Here is a 16693-nt window from a genome sequence, read left to right on the forward strand (position 1 = left end):
CGAAGCGGTCCGCGGGCCGCGACGCGAGCGATAGGGGCGGCGCTGATGCGTAATCCGGCCCGGTTCCGATGCGCCTCGCAGGCCGCGGGCGCGGGCATTGCGCGCGGCCGGGCCGCGGCATCGGCCACGGCCCGGCAAGGTGCCGTCAGGACTTGGTCGGCGGCGGCGCGTGGGGCGCGGCCGTGGACGGCTTGTCGGCCTGCGCCGCGGCCGAGGACGCATCGGCCTTCCCGTTCGCCGGCGCCCCATCCTTCGGCCCGCCACGGTCGCTGCCGCCATCGGGGTCGCGCGGATCGCCGCCGGCCTCGCCGCCATCGCCCGCCTCGGCCGGATCGCGCGCATAGACGGTGCGCTGCGGGTTCGCGATGCGGATGCCGCGCTCGGCGAACAGCACGGCGATGCGGCGGTTGAACTCGCGCTGCACGCCCCAGCGTCCGCTGTCGCGGCACTGCACCTGGCCCGACATGGTGATCGCCGAGCCGTCCACCGAATCGACGCCCCAGTAGGCGAAGTCCGACAGGATGCCGTCCTTGTACTTCGGGTCCTCGCGCAGCGCGGCGCCGATCTCCTTGAGCGTTTCCACCGCGCGGTCGATGTCCTCGCTGTAGAGGATGCTGACCTTCACGGCCGCGTTGCCGAGCCCGCGATTGGTGTTGTTGACGGTGGACACCGAGCTGAACGGCACCGTGTGCAGCGAGCCGTCGCCGGCGCGCAGCCGCACGGTGCGGATCGACAGGTATTCGACGGTGCCCGACACGCCCGCCAGCGTGACCCAGTCGCCCACCTGCATCGCGTTCTCCATCAGCAGGAAGATGCCGGTGATGAAATCCTGCACGAGCTTCTGCGAGCCGAAGCCGAGCGCCACGCCGAAGATGCTCGCGCCGGCCAGGAGCGGCCCGACGTTCACGCCCAGCTCGCTCAGGCCGGTCAGCACCACCACCAGCGCGATCAGCACGAACAGCAGCGAGCGCAGCATCGGCAGCAGCGTGCGCAGCCGCGCGGCGCGCATCAGGTTGCCCTGCTTGGTCCAGCGGTCGAGGCGCCGCTCGATCGCGATGTTCGCGCTTTCCCACACCAGCAGCGCGACCAGCGCGGCGATCGCGATCGTCACCAGCGCGGAGGCGAGGCGGTGGCCGATGGTGCCGGCCTCGAACGCGCGCGCGACCGGCACGCCCCAGATCTGCAGCAACAGCAGCAGCGTGACGATGCCGACCACGCCGGACACCACCTGCCGCAGCAGCGGATAGTAGCGATAGGCATGGCGGTGCATCACCGTGCCGTGGTCGCTGCCGTGCCGCTCGAACAGGCGCGCGAGCGCGCCGAACACCACGATCGAGACGATCCGCATGCCGATCATCACCGCGATCGAGCGGCCGCCCAGCGCGATCAGCACGTGGTAGCCGTTGTGGACGTCGAGCGCCCAGACGAACCAGAGCGCCATCACGATGAAGACCGCCACCGGCGCCCAGGCGTCGGCCAGCGCGTTGCCGAGCACCGCGAGCGAGGGCTGCCCGCTGCACTGCGCGCGAATCCAGGCGGCCACCGGCCGGCTGCACTGCAGGATCAGGATCGACACCATCACGTGGCCGATCAGCGCCACCGCCTTCATCAGCGCGACGTGGCCCGCGTCGCTCAGGCCGAAGCTGCCGGCCGTCTCGACCACCGCCGAACAGGCGCCGATCACGATCACGATGCGGCGGATCCAGTGCTGCGTGAACGCGGCCCAGGTGTCGCCGATGTGCAGCAGCCGCAGTTGCGGCGCGTCGGGCTGGAAGAACAGGCGCGAGACGATCGCCACGGCGCGGCAGATCACGTAGATGTCCACCAGCGAGCCGATCGCGTTGGCGGCGGGCGTGTCGTCGTCGGTCAGGATCGACATCATCAGCGTCGCCACGCCGACGAACACCAGCAGCGGAATCGCGCGCAGCGCGAGGCTCACCAGCGCGCGCGGCATGCGCTGCAGCAGCGTGCTGTGGCGCAGCGCGTGGCCGCGCCCGCGCGTGGCGTGGGCCGCGCGCTGCGCGTGATCGGGCTCGTCGGGACGCGGCGCGGCGCTCGCGCCGGTGCCGGCCGCGGCGAGCGTGGCAACGTCGGCGGGCGTGTCGGCGGCGGCCGGCGACGGGGCCGCGGGCGATTCGAGCGCGGATTCGGACGCGGATTCGGACGACGGCTCGCCGGCCAGCACGCCGCCGGCGCGGCGCGCGGCCAGCGCCGTCAGCGCACGCCGCAGCAGCCGGCGCGCGAGCCATTCGATGAGCAGCGCGGGGGCCAGCGCGGCGATGATCAGCTGCAGGAAGCTGGCGAAGTCGGCGCGCTCGTTGGCATGCGTGAGCTTCGTGCGCCACCACGCGCCCACCGAGCCCACGTCGAGCAGCGAGCGCATCGAGTCGCGCAGCGCGTTGCCGATCTGCGCGGCCCAGTGCGAGCCCTGGCGCATCAGCTGCGAGGCGAGCCCGTTGCTGAGGAACGCGGTGGGGCTCGAGGCGGCCGGCGCGGCGCTCGCGGGCGAGGCCGCGCTGGCGGCGCTGGCCGGTGCGGCGGGCGTGCTCAGCGCGCCGGCGGCGGCGATCGCGCGCAGTGTCGATTCGAACTGCGCGCGCTGGCGCGGATTCTCGAGCACGGTGAGCGCCTGTTGCGCCTGCTGCGGCGTGAGCGGCGGCACGGCGGTGGAGGCCGCCGCGGCGGGCGCGGCCGCCTGGGCCGACGTGACGACGATGGCGAGCAGCCAGCCGATAAGGATCTGTCGCATGTTGGGCGTGGGTGGCCGCGCGCACGACGCGCCGGCCGATCATGGAAAACGAGGAGGAAGTTAACATGATCGGACCCGGCACCGATTAGTTCCGGCGGCATGGCAAGCCGCGCGCGGCGGCGCATCGGGCGCCGGGCCACCGGGCCGGCGCGGTCCGGTACTGGCCGGAGGGTGCCCGGGCCGGCGCCGCCGCGAACGCGCTGGCCGGCGGGCGGGCGTTGCGAATCAAGCGCTTGCGTCGCCGGCGGCAGGCGGGCCGCCCCGCCGGGCGGGCTTGACGGGGCGGTCCGAAACCCTCGCGAGCGATGGCTCGCCGCGCCGGCCTCGCGGCCTCTCGCGCGTGGGGCGGACGCGAGGACGCAAGAGGCGTGCCGCGTCGCGCATCCGGGGCGGCATGGCCGTGCGCGCCGCATGGCACGTCATGACGGCGCCCGGACTGGTTGCGGGCGCAACGACGGCGGCCAAGGCATCGGGTACGGGCCGGTTCGGCCCGGCCTGAGGAATACCGTCGACGTGACCCGAAATGCATGAAGGAATGCGTTGCGAAGCACGCTATATTGGCGGCCTTCCAGCAATGATTTCGATCAATCGGCCCATGATCCGCGAACTGAAAACCTTCCTGTCCGTCGTGCGCCACGGCACGTTCGCGCGCGCCGGCGCGCAGGTCGGCCTCACGCAGTCGGCCGTCAGCGCGCAGATCCAGCGGCTCGAGGACGAACTCGGCTTCGCGCTGTTCGATCGCACCGGCCGCTCGGCCACGCTGAACGCGGCGGGCCGGCGCACCGTCGAGCGTGCGGAGGAACTGCTGGCCGCCTACGCGCGGCTCGCCGACCCGGGCGTGCCCGGGCAGGACAGCGGCCTGCTGCGGATCGGCGCGATCGCCTCGGCGCAGACCTCGCTGCTGGTGCGCGCCATCGTGCCGTTTCGCGAGCGCGCGCCGGGCTGGCGCGTGCGCGTGATCCCGGGCGTGTCGCTGAACCTGCTCGCGCAGGTCGATTCCGGCGAGGTGGACGGCGCGATCCTGATCCGCCCGCCGTTCGCGCTGCCGGCCGAGCTGAAATGGCGCGCGCTCGCGCACGAGCCGTTCGTGCTGCTGGTGCCGCGCGCGCTGCGCCACGAGGACGCCCGCGCGCTGCTCAAGCGCGAGCCGTTCGTGCGCTACGACCGCAACTCGTTCGGCGGGCGCATCGTCGATCGCTGGCTGCGCAAGGTTCGCGCCGACGTCCACGACGTGGTCGAACTCGACGAACTGCAGGCGATCGTCGAACTGGTGGGGCGCGGTGTCGGGGTGGCGCTGGTGCCGCTCGCGAGTGCGCTGCGCCTGCCGCGCACGGTGGCGGCGCTGCCGCTCGGCGGCGAGCCGCCGACGCGCGAGATCGGCTACGTCGAGCGCACGGCCGGCGAGCGGCCCGGGGCCGCCGCGGCGTTCGCCGAATGCCTGACGGCCGCCGCGCGCGAGCCCACGCCTCATCGATGACGCGGCGGGGTGGCCCGGCCCCGACACCCGGAATCCGCTGCCGGGCGGCGGCGCACTAGTGCATCGGACTGGCCGCCCATTGTTCTGCATCAAGAAATACTGTTGTCACGATTTAAGCGTTAACCCTAGGTGTTGATGCGCCTACACTGCATTCCATCGGTTGCGAAACAGTTCGCACCGAACACACCAACACCCAGGAGGTATCGATCATGAAGAATCTGATCCAGGCCGTTGCCGTGGCCGCCGCGCTCGTCGTTCCGGTTGCTTCGTTCGCCCAGGCGCAGTCGAACGGTCCCGTCACCCGCGCGCAGGTGCGCGCCGAACTGGTGCAGCTCGAACAGACCGGCTGGCGCCCGTCCGCCGGTGCCGATACGCGCTATCCGGCCGACATCCAGGCCGCCGAGCGTCAGGTCGCGGCAGTCAACGGCGTGGACACGAGCGGCTACGGCGGCGTGAGCAACGCGACGCAGTCGGGCAGCCGGCCGGTGGTGTCGAAGTCGGATTGGGACGCGATGTATCGTCATCCGTGATCGATCGCATCACGTCGGCCTCGTATCGCTGCCGGATCGATCAGGTACACGAAGCGGATGATCGTTTCGCGATCGAGCGGCAGGTGAAGGAAGGGCGGCCCTTGGGGTCGCCCTTGTCTTTTTGATGTCGCGACGACCAGCATGCCCGGGCCGATGAGCACCTCGCTCAGGTCACCGCCCACCCGACGCATTGCCCCGATTCCGCTCGCCGTTACCGGACTTCGCGCGCGTTTGATGCATTCGGCTTCCGGCTTCATTCCCCGCTCGCTGCCAGGCGCCGCGCTCACCCCCGGCCGGCGCCTCCGCTCCGGCTGAAACGCCAGGACCGCCACGCCTTTGGTGCGAATCCGCCGGCCCGCTTCCCGCCTCCGAACCGAGCGCCGTCAAGCCATCCGGCACCAAAACTGTCGTCTCCAGCCGACAGTGACGATGAAAACGTTTACGCTTTACCAACAGCTGGCTATATTCCACAAAATATTGCGAAGCCAGCCACGGCTCCGGTCATCACGGAGCGCGGCGTTCTGCCGGCGCGTTCCGCGCGACGGCGAGGGGCGGCCACCGGTCCGATCGACCGGCTGCCGCCGACGGGGCCTCGACTGAATCCAGCGAATCGTTCGACCTGATCGCGCATTGCCCGGCGAGGCGTCGTCACGCGCGCGGTTTTCGCTCGCGCCATTGGCGGCGGCCAGGCCGGCCGGTTCGTTTCATCGCGTCGCGAGCGCCGGCCCGGCCGGCTGCCCGTGTCGTTTCATCATCAGGAATCGTCAGGAACAGGAATGAAGAAGAGCATTGCATTGGCGGCACTCGGCGCGTTCGGCGCCTCGGCCTACGCGCAGAGCAGCGTCACGCTGTACGGCGTGATCGACGCCGGGGTGACCTATACGAACAAGGCCGCCACCAGCACCGGCCACGGCGACCTCGTCAAGTACGGCGACGGCGTCGCGCAGGGCAGCCGCTGGGGCATCCGCGGCTCGGAGGATCTGGGCGGCGGCCTCAAGGCGATCTTCGTGCTCGAGAGCGGCTTCAGCAGCGGCGACGGCACGCTCGGCCAGGGCGGCGCGCTGTTCGGCCGGCAGGCCTACGTCGGCCTGTCGAAGGCCGGCGTCGGCGCGCTGACGTTCGGCCGCCAGTACTCGTTCTCGACCGACGTGATCGGCGCGAACTACTCGGCCGGCAGCCAGACCGTGGCCGGCAACTACGCCTACCACATCAACGATCTGGACCAGCTCACCTCCAGCCGCATCAACAACGCGGTGAAGTTCACCAGCGCGAACTTCTCGGGCCTCACGTTCGGCGCGCTGTACGGCTTCTCGAACTCGACGAACTTCGCCGGCACGCCCACCACCACGGTCGGCACCACCACCACGCAGGGCTCGTCGAGCACCTACAGCTTCGGCGCGAACTTCGCGCAGGGGCCGGTCGGCATCGGCGCGGCCTATACCAGCATCCGCTTCCCGAACGCGGCCGCGCCGGCGTTCAGCGTCAGCATCGCGAACGTCAACACGCAGGGGCTGCGCAGCCTCTCGACGGTCGGCGTGGGCGCGCGCTACACGCTCGGGCCGGCGGTGGCCTGGGCGAACTGGACGCACACGCAGTTCCAGCCGCTGCTGCTGCCGTCCTCGACGTTGAACAACTACGAAATCGGCGGCAAGTACCAGCTCGCCACGCCGCTCGCGGCCAGCCTCGCCTATACGTTCTCGGACCTGGGCGGCACCTTCGACGGCCGCTGGCACCAGCTGAGCGGCGCGCTCGACTACGCGCTGTCCAGGCGCACCGACGTCTACCTGCTGGCGGTCTACCAGCACGCGGCCGGCAGCAACACGGTGGCCGGCCGCGTGGTGCCGGTGCAGGCGGAAATCGGCTCGTCGTCGTCGTTCCTCGGCAACGCGGGCGCGAACTCGCAGTTCGCCACGCGCATCGGCCTGCGCCACCGCTTCTGATCGCGCGGGACCGGGCCGGCGCGACCTGAGCCGCGTCGGTCGGGCATGAAAAAACGCGGAACCGGCGACGGTTCCGCATCCTCGTTTTCGCGGTGAAGAGAGGGGGCGACGCCCCCGCCACCTCAGCGGTTGACGAGCTGCTTCGGATAGGCGAGCGCGAGCGCGCAGCCCACCAGCATGCAGGCCGCGAAGCCGTAGAGCCCGGCGCTCTGCGAATGGAACGTGTCGCGCAGCCAGCCGATGAAGTAGGTGCTGCCGAAGCCGCCGAGGTTGGCAAGCGAGCAGGCGAACGCGATCCCGCCCGCGGCGGCCGCGCCCTTCAGGAACATCGACGGCAGCGACCAGACCACCGGCATCGCGGCGGCGGCGCCCGCGTTGATCAGCGAGAACAGCAGCAGCGTCATCAGCGTGCCGTGCGGCGCGCCGGCGGCGGCCACCAGCGCGACCGCCGCGATCGCGAACGGCACCACGATGTGCCAGCGGCGCTCGCGCGTGCGGTCCGAACTCGCGCCGCAATAGAGCGTGGCGAGCACCGCGGCCGCGTTCGGGATCACCATCAGCCAGCCGATCTGGTAGGCGTCCTTCACGCCCGTGTCGCGCAGGATGGTGGGCAGCCAGAAGCTCACCGCGTAGAGCCCGAGCAGCACGCACAGGTCGATCATGCCGAGCGCCCACACCTTCGGGTCGCTGAACGCGCGCGCGAGCGCGTGGCTCTTGTTGTCGGCCGGATCGCCGTCGAGGTTCGCGCGCAGCGTCTGCTTCTCGGCGGCGTCGAGCCACGCGGCGGTCTCGATCGAATTCGGCAGCCAGCGCAGCACCGCGAAGCCGAGCACGATCGACGGCAGCGCCTCGAGCAGGAACAGCCACTGCCAGCCGCCCAGCCCGTGCAGGCCGTCGAACGCGCGCATGATCCAGCCCGAGATCGGGCTGCCCACCATGCTCGACAGCGGCAGCCCCACCATGAACAGCGCCACGATGCGCGCGCGGCGCGCGTCGGGATACCACTGCGTCAGGTACAGCAGCACGCCGGGCAGGAAGCCGGCCTCGGCCGCGCCGAGCAGGAAGCGCACGACGTAGAACTGCATCGGTGTCTTCACGAACAGCGTGGCGCCCGAGAGGATGCCCCAGGTGATCATGATGCGCGCGATCCAGAGCTTGGCGCCCACGCGCTGCAGCACCAGATTGCTCGGCACCTCGAACAGGATGTAGCCGGCGAAGAACAGGCCCGCGCCGAGCCCGTAGATCGAGTCGCTGAACTTCAACGCGTCGAGCATCTGCAGCTTCGCGAGGCCGATGTTGATCCGGTCCAGGTAGGCGGCGAAGTAGCAGAGGCAGAAGATCGTGACGAGACGGATCGTGACCTTGCGGTACAGCGCCTGCTGTTGTGCCGGTGCGGCCGGCAGGGCCGCGTTCGGATGAGTCGTTGACATGGGACTGCCCCTGTTCGGATGGGTGGGGTTGGGTGGAAGCCGGCCGCCGCGATCGGGTGCGCGGCGGCGCCCGGTAGTCTGTATATCACGCCATTTAATGAGCGTACACACTATAAAATTGTCGAGTGTACGAAGCTCGAAAAGTGTCCCGCCGAAACCCGTCGTGCGGGTGGAATCCATTGTTTCACTAGGGGTTTCCATGAGGATCGGGAACGGTGCGTGCGGGTCCCGCGGGCCGGCATCGTCGCACTCGAATAGTGCGGATTCGCATGAAAATGAAGCGTACACATCATGAATTGTCGAGGCTTCACGTCATGCATCTTCCGTGCCCGCGCGGCGGCCGCCGGCGCGCGCGCGAGGCTTGCCGGACGAGGTGCGAGGCGGGGCGCGAGGCAGGGTTCGAGTCGTCCCTTGATCTGGTCGCGACGGCGCGCGGGAAGCTCGCGGAGCGCAAAAGTCGAGGGTGTACACTGCGTGTCTTTCGATTCCGGGCCGTCGGGCCGCCGCCGTTCATGCCGTCCTCCAAAGATTCCTACGACTTTCACGACCAGATCGGCCACCTGCTGCGGCGCGCCTACCAGCGTCACGTCGCGATCTTCCAGGAGGCGATCCCCGATTCCGACCTGACCGCCGCGCAGTTCGTCACGCTTTGCACCGTCAAGGAAAAGAAGGGCTGCTCGCTGAACGACATCGTCAAGACCACCGCGATCGACCAGGCCACCATCCGCGGCGTGGTGGAGCGGCTCAAGGCGCGCTCGCTGGTGGAAGTGCTGCCCGATCCGAGCGACGGCCGCAAGCTGGTGGTGCGCGCGAGCGCGGCCGGGCTCGCGCTGATCGATCGCACCGTGCCGTTCGCGCGGCAGGTGACCGAGCGCACCTACGGCGCGCTGAACGTGGGCGAGCGCGTCGCGCTGCAGTTCCTGCTCAACAAGATGATGGAAGGCGACGACGCCTGAGCGCCGCCGCGGCCTTTGCCGCCACCTCCGCCGTTTGCACAGCCGTTGATTGCTTCGCCGCGGGCGCCACGCCGGATCAGGGCCGCCCCGTCGGCGCGGCCGGCTGCGCGTCGAGCAGCTTGCCGGCCGCGCGCAGGCCCGCGCGGATCGTCTCGGGATTGAACGGCGGCGCGCAGAAGCGCACGCCGGTGGCGTCGAAGATCGCGTTGGCCAGCGCGGCCGGCCCCGGCACCGAGGCCGATTCGCCGGCGCCGAGCGGCGGCTCGCCCTGGCGCGGCATCAGCACCACGTCCACGGCCGGCAGCTCCGGAAACGTCAGGATCGGATAGCTGGCCCACTCGCGCGTCGCCACGCGGCCGTCGACGAAGCGCACACGCTCCTTCAGCGAGCGGCTCAACACCTGGATCACGTTGCCGTGGATCTGATGGCGCACGCCGTCGGGGTTGATCATCGTGCCGGTGTCCTGGCCCACCGTCACGCGCTCCACGCGGATCTCGCCCGTCAGGCGATCGACCACCAGATCCACCACCCATGCCGACCACGCCGCGCCGAAGCCGGGAAAGCGGCTGTGGACGTAGCGCGCGTAGGCGATGCCGCGGCCGCGCGCGAGGCGCGCCGGGTCGGCCGGCGCGGGCTCGGGCTCGGGCTCGCGCCGCGCCGCGCGGGACACCCAGCCGGCGCGCGTCGCGACCGCCTGCAGCAGTTCGGCCGCGCGCGTGTCGGACAGGTGGCGCAGGCGGAATTCGAGCGGATCGACGCCGGCCAGCGCCGCGCATTCGTCGGCGAACGCGTCGTGCGCGAACGAGTTCGGCAGCGCGGACACGCCGCGAAACCACGACGAGCGCACCAGCGGCGCGAGGTCGTCGCAGACGAAGCGGCGGTTCGGGCTCTCGTAGGGCGACACGGCGGTGCGGTCGCCCATCTCGAACACGCGCGGCACGACCGGCACCGTGCCGGTCAGCAGCGAGGCCAGCAGCGGCGCGTCGTTCGACGGATAACGCGTGGCGAAATCGTAGCCGAGCAGGCGGCCGTCGCGGCTCACGGTGCCGGTCACGTCGACCACCTGCGCCGTGCCCTTCGGCTCCCACAGATGTTCGTCGGCGCGCGTGAGCTGCACGCGCACCGGGCGGCCGACCGCGCGCGAGAGCAGCAGCGCGTCGCCGCAGACGTCGTCGGCGCCGTTGCGCCCGTAGCAGCCGGCCGCCTCCATCCGCACCACGTCGAGATCGGCCTCGTCGCGGCCCACCAGCGTGGCGAGGTCGTAGCGCAGCGTGACCGGGTTCTGCGTGCCCGACCAGACGGTGATGCGCCCGGCGCCCGGCGCGCGATAGTCGGCCAGCGCGCAGGACGGGCCGATCGAGCCGTGCAGCTGGTACGGCCAGACATAGGTGCGCGACAGCGTGAGCGCGCCCGGCGTCTCGCGCGCGGCGGCCACGTCGCCTTCCTCCAGCAGCGGGCGGCGCGTGGCCGGCGCGGCCTCGATCGCGGCGCGCGGATCGTCGAGCGAGGGCAGCGGCGGCAGCGGATGCCAGTTCACGCGCAGCTCGCGCGCCGCGCGCAGCGCCTGTTCCTCGCGCTCGGCCACCACGCCGACGAAGTCGCCGATCACCACCACCTCGACGATGCCGGGCAGGTGCGCGATCGACTCGCGCTCGACGCCGGCCAGCAGGCGGCCCACGAACGGGCCGCTGTCGAGGCCGCTGTAGGGCGGGCGCACCACGCGGCCGTGCAGCATGCCCGGCACGCGCATGTCGTGGACGAAGGTCGGCGCGCCGGTGGCCTTGGCGGGCAGGTCCACGCGCGGCGAGGCGCGGCCGATCACGCGATAGGTCGAGGGATCCTTGACGGGCGTTCGCGGCTCGAGTTCGAGCGCGATGCGCCGGCCGGCGACGAGTTCGGCGAACGCGAGGCGGCGCGGCGCGGCGGATGCGGGAGCGACGGCGTCGCCATCGTCGCCATCGCCATCATCCTTCACGAACACGCTGCCGCCGTCGGTGGCGAGCCGCGCGGCCGGCACGCCGAGCCGGTCGGCCGCGAGCGCGAGCAGGGCCTGGCGCGCCTGCGCGGCGGCCGCGCGCAGCGGCGTGGCCGAGATCTGGATCGTCGCGCTGGCGATGGTCGGCCCCTGGTTCGGCGTGGCCGCCGTGTGGCCCAGTTCCATGGCGACCTGCGCGGGCCGCAGGTCGAGTTCCTCGGCGACGATCTGGCCGAGCGAGGTGCGGATGCCGGTGCCGAGATCGACGTGGCCGTTGAACGCGAGGACGCGCCCGTCGTCGAGGATCGCGACGAACACTTCCGCCACCTCGGGCGTATACGACGACAGGCTGCCGGGCTGGCCGGCGGCCGGTTTGACGGGCGGCGCGGGGCGCCGGATCACCGTCAGGCAGCCGTCGCGGGCGAGCAGTTCGGAGCGGTTCACGAGCGTGGGTTCCGCGTGAGGGGTGGAGGGCGGTTCATCGCATGAACCGGCTTCGAGGCGCGGCGCGGGCTGGCGCCGACGCCGCGGCGCCGGCAGCCAGCAATCTAGACAGCCAAAACTCGCCGGTCAAACGGCGCGGCCGGCCAGTGAACCGCAACGGCAAACGGCAAACTCACCACCGCAATCCGTGGCAACGAACGAGCGTAACGAATCACGGCCGCCGCCAGCCGGCCCGGATCGTTTTCCCGCCGCGTTTTCTGGCAGCACGTCCGCTGGCAGCACGTCCGCCGGCGGTGCATCGCGCCCGGCGCATGCCCCCTGCAAACGTCCCGGCGCCAAAAAACTCAACGCGCGTCGGCGCGCGCCGCGTCGATCGCCGCGATCGCGTCGTCGAGCGGCATCACGGCCGCGTACTTCTGCGCCATGTCGAACAGGTTCGCGTCGTGCGGGCCGATCGCGCGGTCGCCCACGCAGTCGCTGAGCACGAACGGCCGGAACCCGAGCGACATCGCATCGACCACGCTCGCGCGCACGCAGCCGCTCGTCACGGCGCCGGCCACCAGCAGCGTGCGCACCGCGCGCTGCGTGAGCCACGGCGCGAGCTGGGTGCCGAAGAACGCCGACGGCACCTGCTTGCGCACCACCAGCTCGCCCGCGGCCGGCGTCAGTTCCGGCACGATCCGGCTCGCCGGATGATCCTCGGTCAGCGTCGCCATGCCGGGCACCTTCAGCGAGAACACGTTGTCGTCGCTGCCGTCGGCCGCGTAGACGATGCGGCTGTGCGCGACCGGCCAGCCGCGTTCGCGCGCGATCGCCAGCGCCCGCGTGGTGCGCGCGATCGCGGCCGCGATGTTGCCGCCGCCGAAGGTGGCCGGATCGGCGAAGCCGACCACCAGGTCGACGATCAGCAGGCCGACCTTGCCGGCCGGCGCGAGCGGCGTGCCGAAGCCCTGCTGGCGATAGACGCCGGCCTCGGCGTGGTCCGCGGCGGAATGAAGCGAGGAATTGGGTTGGCTCATGCGTGGCCTTCTCGTCAGGCGGATTGGTCGAGCACGCGGCCGTCGCGCACGACGGGCTCGCCGTCGAGCCGCACGGTGCAGTGGCGCAGCGGGATGTCGATGTGGCAGGTGGTGGTGCGGCTGCCGCCGCCTTCGTTGTTCGGCCCGAGCGAGAACAGGAAGTTGCCCTCGAACGCGCGCGCGTCCATGCCGATGGTGGCCTCGCGATCGTAGAGGCCGAGCGTGGACCAGCGCGCGCGCGGCTGCAGCCCCCAGCCGATGTGCGAGATCGCATAGCCTTCCGGATCGCCGAACGTCTCCATGTAGTCGCGCAGCAGCGCGGCATCCACGCCGCCCTCGATCTTCGTCGCGTAGCCGCCTTCCACGGTCAGCGTGATCGGCTCGGATACGTAGCGCTTCTGCGGCAGCAGGATGTCGCCGCGGTCGATCACGATGGTGCCGTGCGCGGTGCCGTCGTTCGGGTAGGTCAGCGCGAAGCCGCTCGGCCAGTGGTCCCAGCGGCCCGGCTCGTCCACGTAGCCGTATTCGGCGGTCGGCGGGAATTCGCCGAGCGGGCACACCAGCGCGGTGCCGGCGGCGGACGTGACGCGCATCTCGCGCGCGGCCCGCAGCTTCGCGGCGGCGGCCAGCACGCGCGTGCGGTCGGCCTCGGTCGGCACCATTCGCGCCAGCACCTCGGGCGGCTCGACCGCGAGCAGGATCCTGGTGCCCGACTCGAGGATCTCGTGCTGCTCGGGCGAGAACAGCAGCGTCATCAGGTCGAGCACCAGGTCGCTCGCCTTCAGCGCCGCGATCGCGGCATGGTTGCCGGTCAGCGGCGTGGTGCCGAGATAGGCCAGCGAATCGCGGCTGAACGCCTTCTCGCCGTTCACGGGCGGCAGGTCGAGGCGGTTGACGATCGCCCCCATCTGCTGGCTGGCGATCAGCGCGCATTGCAGCGTCTGCGGATGGGTCGAGGCACTGGTCAGGATCGTCACGGTCTGTCCCGCCTCGAGGCGGGACAGCGTCAGCACGCGCTTGAACGCGTCGATCAGTTGGGTGTCGTTGATCGGCATGGTCGGCTCCGGTCGAAAGGGGGCGGGGCGCTCAGGCGCGCGGCGGCACGAGCGGCGCGCCGAGGAAATCGCCGAACGCGGCGTAGAAGCCGGCCGCGTTGTCCCATGGAATCATGTGGCCGGCGTTCGGCACGCGCACGTGGCGCATCGCGGGCGTGGCGCGCTGCAGCTCGGCCACGTCCTCGTCGCGCACCACGTCGCCGCGCTCGGCCGTGATCAGCAGCGAGGGGACGGCCAGGCGCGCCGCGTCGGCGTGGAAATCGTCGCGGTGGAAACCGTCGTAGGAAGCAAGGATCGCGCGCTCGTCGCAGGTATGCAGCCACTCGGCGCGCAGCCGCAGTTCCTCGTCGGTCCAGCTCGGGCAGAACGCGCGCATGCCGTCGGCGTCGGTGCCGGCGCGCGCGAGCGCCATCGAATCGAGGTACCACGGCAGCTTGCCCGGATACTCGCGGCGGCCCGGTCCCGAGACGGGCGGATCGACCAGCACCACCGAGGCGAGCCCGCGCCCGATCCGGGTCGCCGCGCGCGCGGCGATGCGCGCGCCCATCGAGTGGCCGACCAGCGCGAAGCGTTCGAGCTCGAGCGCGGCGGCGAGCGCGGCGACGTCGTCGGCCTGCGCGTCGAGGCTGTAGTCGAGCGTGTCCGAGGCCGAGCTGAGGCCGCGCCCGCGCACGTCGACCAGGTAGGTGTCGAAGCCGGCGCCGAGCACCTCGCCGACGAAGCCCCAGGTGACGGCCGGGCTCGTGATGCCGGGGATCAGGATCACGGCGCAGCGCGCGGCGCGCTCGCCGCTCGCGCCGCCGTAGCGCAGGTAGTGCTGGCGAATGCCGTTGGCGGCGACGTTCGCGCCGTACAGGAAGGTGGAGGCGGTCATGGTCGGCTCCCGGTTCAGTAGGCGCCCGACAGCAGCGCGCCCGCGCCCGGCACGACCGGTTCGAGATCGAGTTCGCGCAGGATCGAGTAGGTGGTGGCGATCGCGGCCGTGATCACGGGCTTGCCCGTGATCGCCTCGACCTTCGCCACGGCCGGCAGCGACGGCATCTGCACGCAGGCCGACAGCACGATCGCGTCGGCGTCCTGGTAGGGCAGCGTCCTGACGATGTCGGGCAGGCGCGCCGGATCGTGGCGGCCCACGTCGAGGTTGTCGGGAATCTCGAGCGCGCGCCAGGCGATCACCTCGTAGCCCTCGTGGCTGATGTAGTCCACCACCAGCTCGGTCAGCGGCAGCATGTACGGCGCCACCACCACGATCTTCCTGGCGCCGATCACCTTCAGCGCGTCCACCAGCGCGCCCGCGCTGGTCAGTACCGGCGCCCGCGCGCCGTTCTCGGCCGTGTGGCGCGTCAGGCGCGCCTGCGAGACGCGGTGGTAGCCGCGGCCCATCGCCATGATCGCGACCAGGCACGCGTAGCCGAGCACGTCCACGCGCGCGTCCGACAGCTCCACGGCGCAGCGGTCCGACTCGGCGTCCATCGCCGCGAGCTCCTCCTTCACCACCTTCTTCATGCGCATCCGGCTCGAATGGAACGTGAAGCGCTCGGGGCGGATCGTCTCGCGCAGCCGCAGCATCGCGGGGATCTCGGTTTCCATCGTGGTGTTCGAGCTCGGCACGATCTGGCCGATGCGAAAGGTTCGAGTCATCTGGGGCTCCATGGCGGCAGGAAGCGGCAAGCGGCGCGCGGCCGGATTGCCGAATGTGCGCAAAGTCTAGCGTGTACGTTTTAATTTCACAACGTCTCAAAAATCTCGACCGGACTCGGGAAAACCCTTGTATTTAAGGCGTAAATCGCTGTTGAAGCATGACGGATCGTGGCCGGTTCCTCGAGGGAAAGTTTTTTCTTGTGCGAATATTTTGCAGTGTGTACGCTAGATTTAACCGTAACCCATCCGCCCGGCCGGCGTGCTGCCGCCGGCGCGCAGAACAGGAGATTCCGATGAAGCAACCCCGTATCGCGATCGTGGGCGCCGGCCTCGGCGGCACCGCCGCCGCCGCGCTGCTGCAAGGACGCGGCTACGACGTGCGGCTCTACGAGCAGGCACCGGCGTTCTCGCGCCTCGGCGCGGGCATCCACCTCGGCCCGAACGTGATGAAGATCATGCGCCGCATCGGCTGCGAGGACGCGCTGAACGCGATGGGTTCGCATCCGGATTTCTGGTACAGCCGCGACGGCCTCAGCGCCGAAGTGATGTCGCAGATCCCGCTCGGCGACTACGCGCTGAAGACCTACGGCGCGAGCTACCTGACCGTGCATCGCGGCGATTTCCACGCGCTGATGACCCAGGCGATCGCGCCGGGCACGCTGGTGTTCGGCAAGCGGCTCACGACGGTCGAGGACACCGGCAGCGAGGTGCGGCTCACGTTCGACGACGGCACCGTGGAGACGGCCGACATCGCGATCGGCGCGGACGGCGTGAACTCGCGGCTGCGCGAGCACCTGCTCGGCGCCGAGCCGCCGCGCTACACCGGCTACGTGGCGCACCGCGCCGTGTTCCCGGCCTCGCTGCTCGACAACAAGCCCTATGACATGTGCGTGAAGTGGTGGTCGGGCGACCGTCACATGATGGTCTACTACGTGACCGAAAAACGCGACGAGTACTACTATGTGACGGGCGTGCCGCAGGCCGAGTGGCCGGCCGGCGTGTCGATGGTCGACAGCAGCCGCGAGGAGATGCGCGAGGCGTTCGCCGGCTTCCATCCCGACATCCAGCATCTGATCGACGTGTCGCCGTCGATCACGAAATGGCCGCTGCTCGAACGCGATCCGCTGCCGCTCTGGAGCCGCGGCCGGCTGGTGCTGCTCGGCGACGCCTGCCATCCGATGAAGCCGCACATGGCGCAGGGCGCGGCGATGGCGATCGAGGACGCGGCGATGCTCGCGCGCTGCCTCGACGAGGTGGGCGTCGGTGATTACGGCAACGCGTTCGCGCTGTACGAGGCGAACCGCGCGGCGCGTGCCTCGAAGGTGCAGCTGGTCTCGCACAACAACACGTGGCTGCGCACCAACGAGGATCCGTCGTGGGTGTTCGGCTACGACGTGTTCGAGGTGCCGCTCGACGCGCCGGCCAGGGAATCGGCCGTGGCGGGCTGAACCGCGGCGCGGGGCCGGCTTCGGCTCGG

The 16693-nt window shown here is 70.9% G+C and carries 13 protein-coding genes; 5 read left to right on the top strand and 8 right to left on the bottom strand.

Annotated elements, in window-relative coordinates; translation table 11 throughout:
• Positions 1-145: 145 nt before the first annotated feature.
• Positions 146-2749, bottom strand: coding sequence for a mechanosensitive ion channel family protein (locus bpln_RS05665; protein WP_055138287.1), 2604 nt, complete (start codon positions 2747-2749; stop codon positions 146-148).
• Positions 2750-3344: 595 nt separating this feature from the next.
• Between bpln_RS05665 and bpln_RS05670 the strand changes: the two genes are divergently transcribed.
• On the top strand, positions 3345-4226 hold the full coding sequence (locus tag bpln_RS05670; RefSeq protein WP_055139455.1) for a LysR family transcriptional regulator: 882 nt from the start codon (positions 3345-3347) through the stop codon (positions 4224-4226).
• 209 nt (positions 4227-4435) lie between these two features.
• Positions 4436-4756, top strand: coding sequence for a DUF4148 domain-containing protein (locus tag bpln_RS05675; protein WP_042624360.1), 321 nt, complete (start codon positions 4436-4438; stop codon positions 4754-4756).
• On the opposite strand, the gene bpln_RS35100 is transcribed toward bpln_RS05675, so the two are convergent.
• Positions 4747-5013: a hypothetical protein gene (locus bpln_RS35100; protein WP_141755401.1), complete on the bottom strand. Its 267-nt coding sequence runs from the start codon at positions 5011-5013 to the stop codon at positions 4747-4749. The genes bpln_RS05675 and bpln_RS35100 overlap by 10 nt on opposite strands.
• Positions 5014-5532: 519 nt before the next feature.
• On the opposite strand from bpln_RS35100, the gene bpln_RS05680 reads away from it, so the two are divergent.
• The gene (locus tag bpln_RS05680; RefSeq protein WP_042624361.1) at positions 5533-6696 is read left to right on the top strand and encodes a porin; all 1164 of its coding nucleotides are present in this window, start codon (positions 5533-5535) and stop codon (positions 6694-6696) included.
• Between the two features lie 122 nt (positions 6697-6818).
• Here bpln_RS05680 and bpln_RS05685 read toward each other — a convergent pair whose 3' ends face one another.
• Positions 6819-8126, bottom strand: coding sequence for an MFS transporter (locus bpln_RS05685; RefSeq protein ID WP_042624362.1), 1308 nt, complete (start codon positions 8124-8126; stop codon positions 6819-6821).
• Between the two features lie 512 nt (positions 8127-8638).
• Between bpln_RS05685 and bpln_RS05690 the strand changes: the two genes are divergently transcribed.
• Positions 8639-9082: a MarR family winged helix-turn-helix transcriptional regulator gene (locus tag bpln_RS05690; protein ID WP_042624363.1), complete on the top strand. Its 444-nt coding sequence runs from the start codon at positions 8639-8641 to the stop codon at positions 9080-9082.
• A 76-nt stretch (positions 9083-9158) separates the two neighbouring features.
• On the opposite strand, the gene bpln_RS05695 is transcribed toward bpln_RS05690, so the two are convergent.
• The 5 genes from bpln_RS05695 to bpln_RS05715 all read right to left on the bottom strand — a co-directional run bounded on the left by bpln_RS05695 (position 9159) and on the right by bpln_RS05715 (position 15216).
• Positions 9159-11501, bottom strand: coding sequence for a xanthine dehydrogenase family protein molybdopterin-binding subunit (locus bpln_RS05695; RefSeq protein WP_055138288.1), 2343 nt, complete (start codon positions 11499-11501; stop codon positions 9159-9161).
• A gap of 344 nt (positions 11502-11845) precedes the next feature.
• Positions 11846-12520 carry an isochorismatase family protein gene (locus bpln_RS05700; RefSeq protein WP_055138289.1) on the bottom strand — a complete coding sequence of 225 codons (675 nt, stop codon included), beginning with the start codon at positions 12518-12520 and terminating at the stop codon, positions 11846-11848.
• A 14-nt stretch (positions 12521-12534) separates the two neighbouring features.
• Positions 12535-13575 carry a 2,5-dihydroxypyridine 5,6-dioxygenase NicX family protein gene (locus bpln_RS05705; RefSeq protein ID WP_055138290.1) on the bottom strand — a complete coding sequence of 347 codons (1041 nt, stop codon included), beginning with the start codon at positions 13573-13575 and terminating at the stop codon, positions 12535-12537.
• Between the two features lie 31 nt (positions 13576-13606).
• Positions 13607-14449: an alpha/beta fold hydrolase gene (locus tag bpln_RS05710; RefSeq protein WP_055138291.1), complete on the bottom strand. Its 843-nt coding sequence runs from the start codon at positions 14447-14449 to the stop codon at positions 13607-13609.
• Between the two features lie 14 nt (positions 14450-14463).
• Entirely contained in the window at positions 14464-15216 is a 753-nt protein-coding gene (locus bpln_RS05715) for a maleate cis-trans isomerase family protein (RefSeq protein ID WP_042626469.1), read from the bottom strand.
• 293 nt (positions 15217-15509) lie between these two features.
• On the opposite strand from bpln_RS05715, the gene bpln_RS05720 reads away from it, so the two are divergent.
• Positions 15510-16664 (top strand): FAD-dependent monooxygenase, encoded by a 1155-nt coding sequence (locus bpln_RS05720; protein WP_055138292.1) that lies wholly within the window; start codon positions 15510-15512, stop codon positions 16662-16664.
• Positions 16665-16693: the final 29 nt, after the last annotated feature.

It is taken from the genome of Burkholderia plantarii (assembly GCF_001411805.1).
Lineage (GTDB): Bacteria > Pseudomonadota > Gammaproteobacteria > Burkholderiales > Burkholderiaceae > Burkholderia > Burkholderia plantarii.

Bases quoted from the DNA above. Each gene is read 5' to 3' on its own strand.
- bpln_RS05665 (WP_055138287.1), bottom strand. From the start codon at position 2,749: ATGCGACAGATCCTTATCGGCTGGCTGCTCGCCATCGTCGTCACGTCG.
- bpln_RS05670 (WP_055139455.1), top strand. From the start codon at position 3,345: ATGATCCGCGAACTGAAAACCTTCCTGTCCGTCGTGCGCCACGGCACG.
- bpln_RS05675 (WP_042624360.1), top strand. From the start codon at position 4,436: ATGAAGAATCTGATCCAGGCCGTTGCCGTGGCCGCCGCGCTCGTCGTT.
- bpln_RS35100 (WP_141755401.1), bottom strand. From the start codon at position 5,013: ATGAAGCCGGAAGCCGAATGCATCAAACGCGCGCGAAGTCCGGTAACG.
- bpln_RS05680 (WP_042624361.1), top strand. From the start codon at position 5,533: ATGAAGAAGAGCATTGCATTGGCGGCACTCGGCGCGTTCGGCGCCTCG.
- bpln_RS05685 (WP_042624362.1), bottom strand. From the start codon at position 8,126: ATGTCAACGACTCATCCGAACGCGGCCCTGCCGGCCGCACCGGCACAA.
- bpln_RS05690 (WP_042624363.1), top strand. From the start codon at position 8,639: ATGCCGTCCTCCAAAGATTCCTACGACTTTCACGACCAGATCGGCCAC.
- bpln_RS05700 (WP_055138289.1), bottom strand. From the start codon at position 12,520: ATGAGCCAACCCAATTCCTCGCTTCATTCCGCCGCGGACCACGCCGAG.
- bpln_RS05705 (WP_055138290.1), bottom strand. From the start codon at position 13,575: ATGCCGATCAACGACACCCAACTGATCGACGCGTTCAAGCGCGTGCTG.
- bpln_RS05710 (WP_055138291.1), bottom strand. From the start codon at position 14,449: ATGACCGCCTCCACCTTCCTGTACGGCGCGAACGTCGCCGCCAACGGC.
- bpln_RS05715 (WP_042626469.1), bottom strand. From the start codon at position 15,216: ATGACTCGAACCTTTCGCATCGGCCAGATCGTGCCGAGCTCGAACACC.
- bpln_RS05720 (WP_055138292.1), top strand. From the start codon at position 15,510: ATGAAGCAACCCCGTATCGCGATCGTGGGCGCCGGCCTCGGCGGCACC.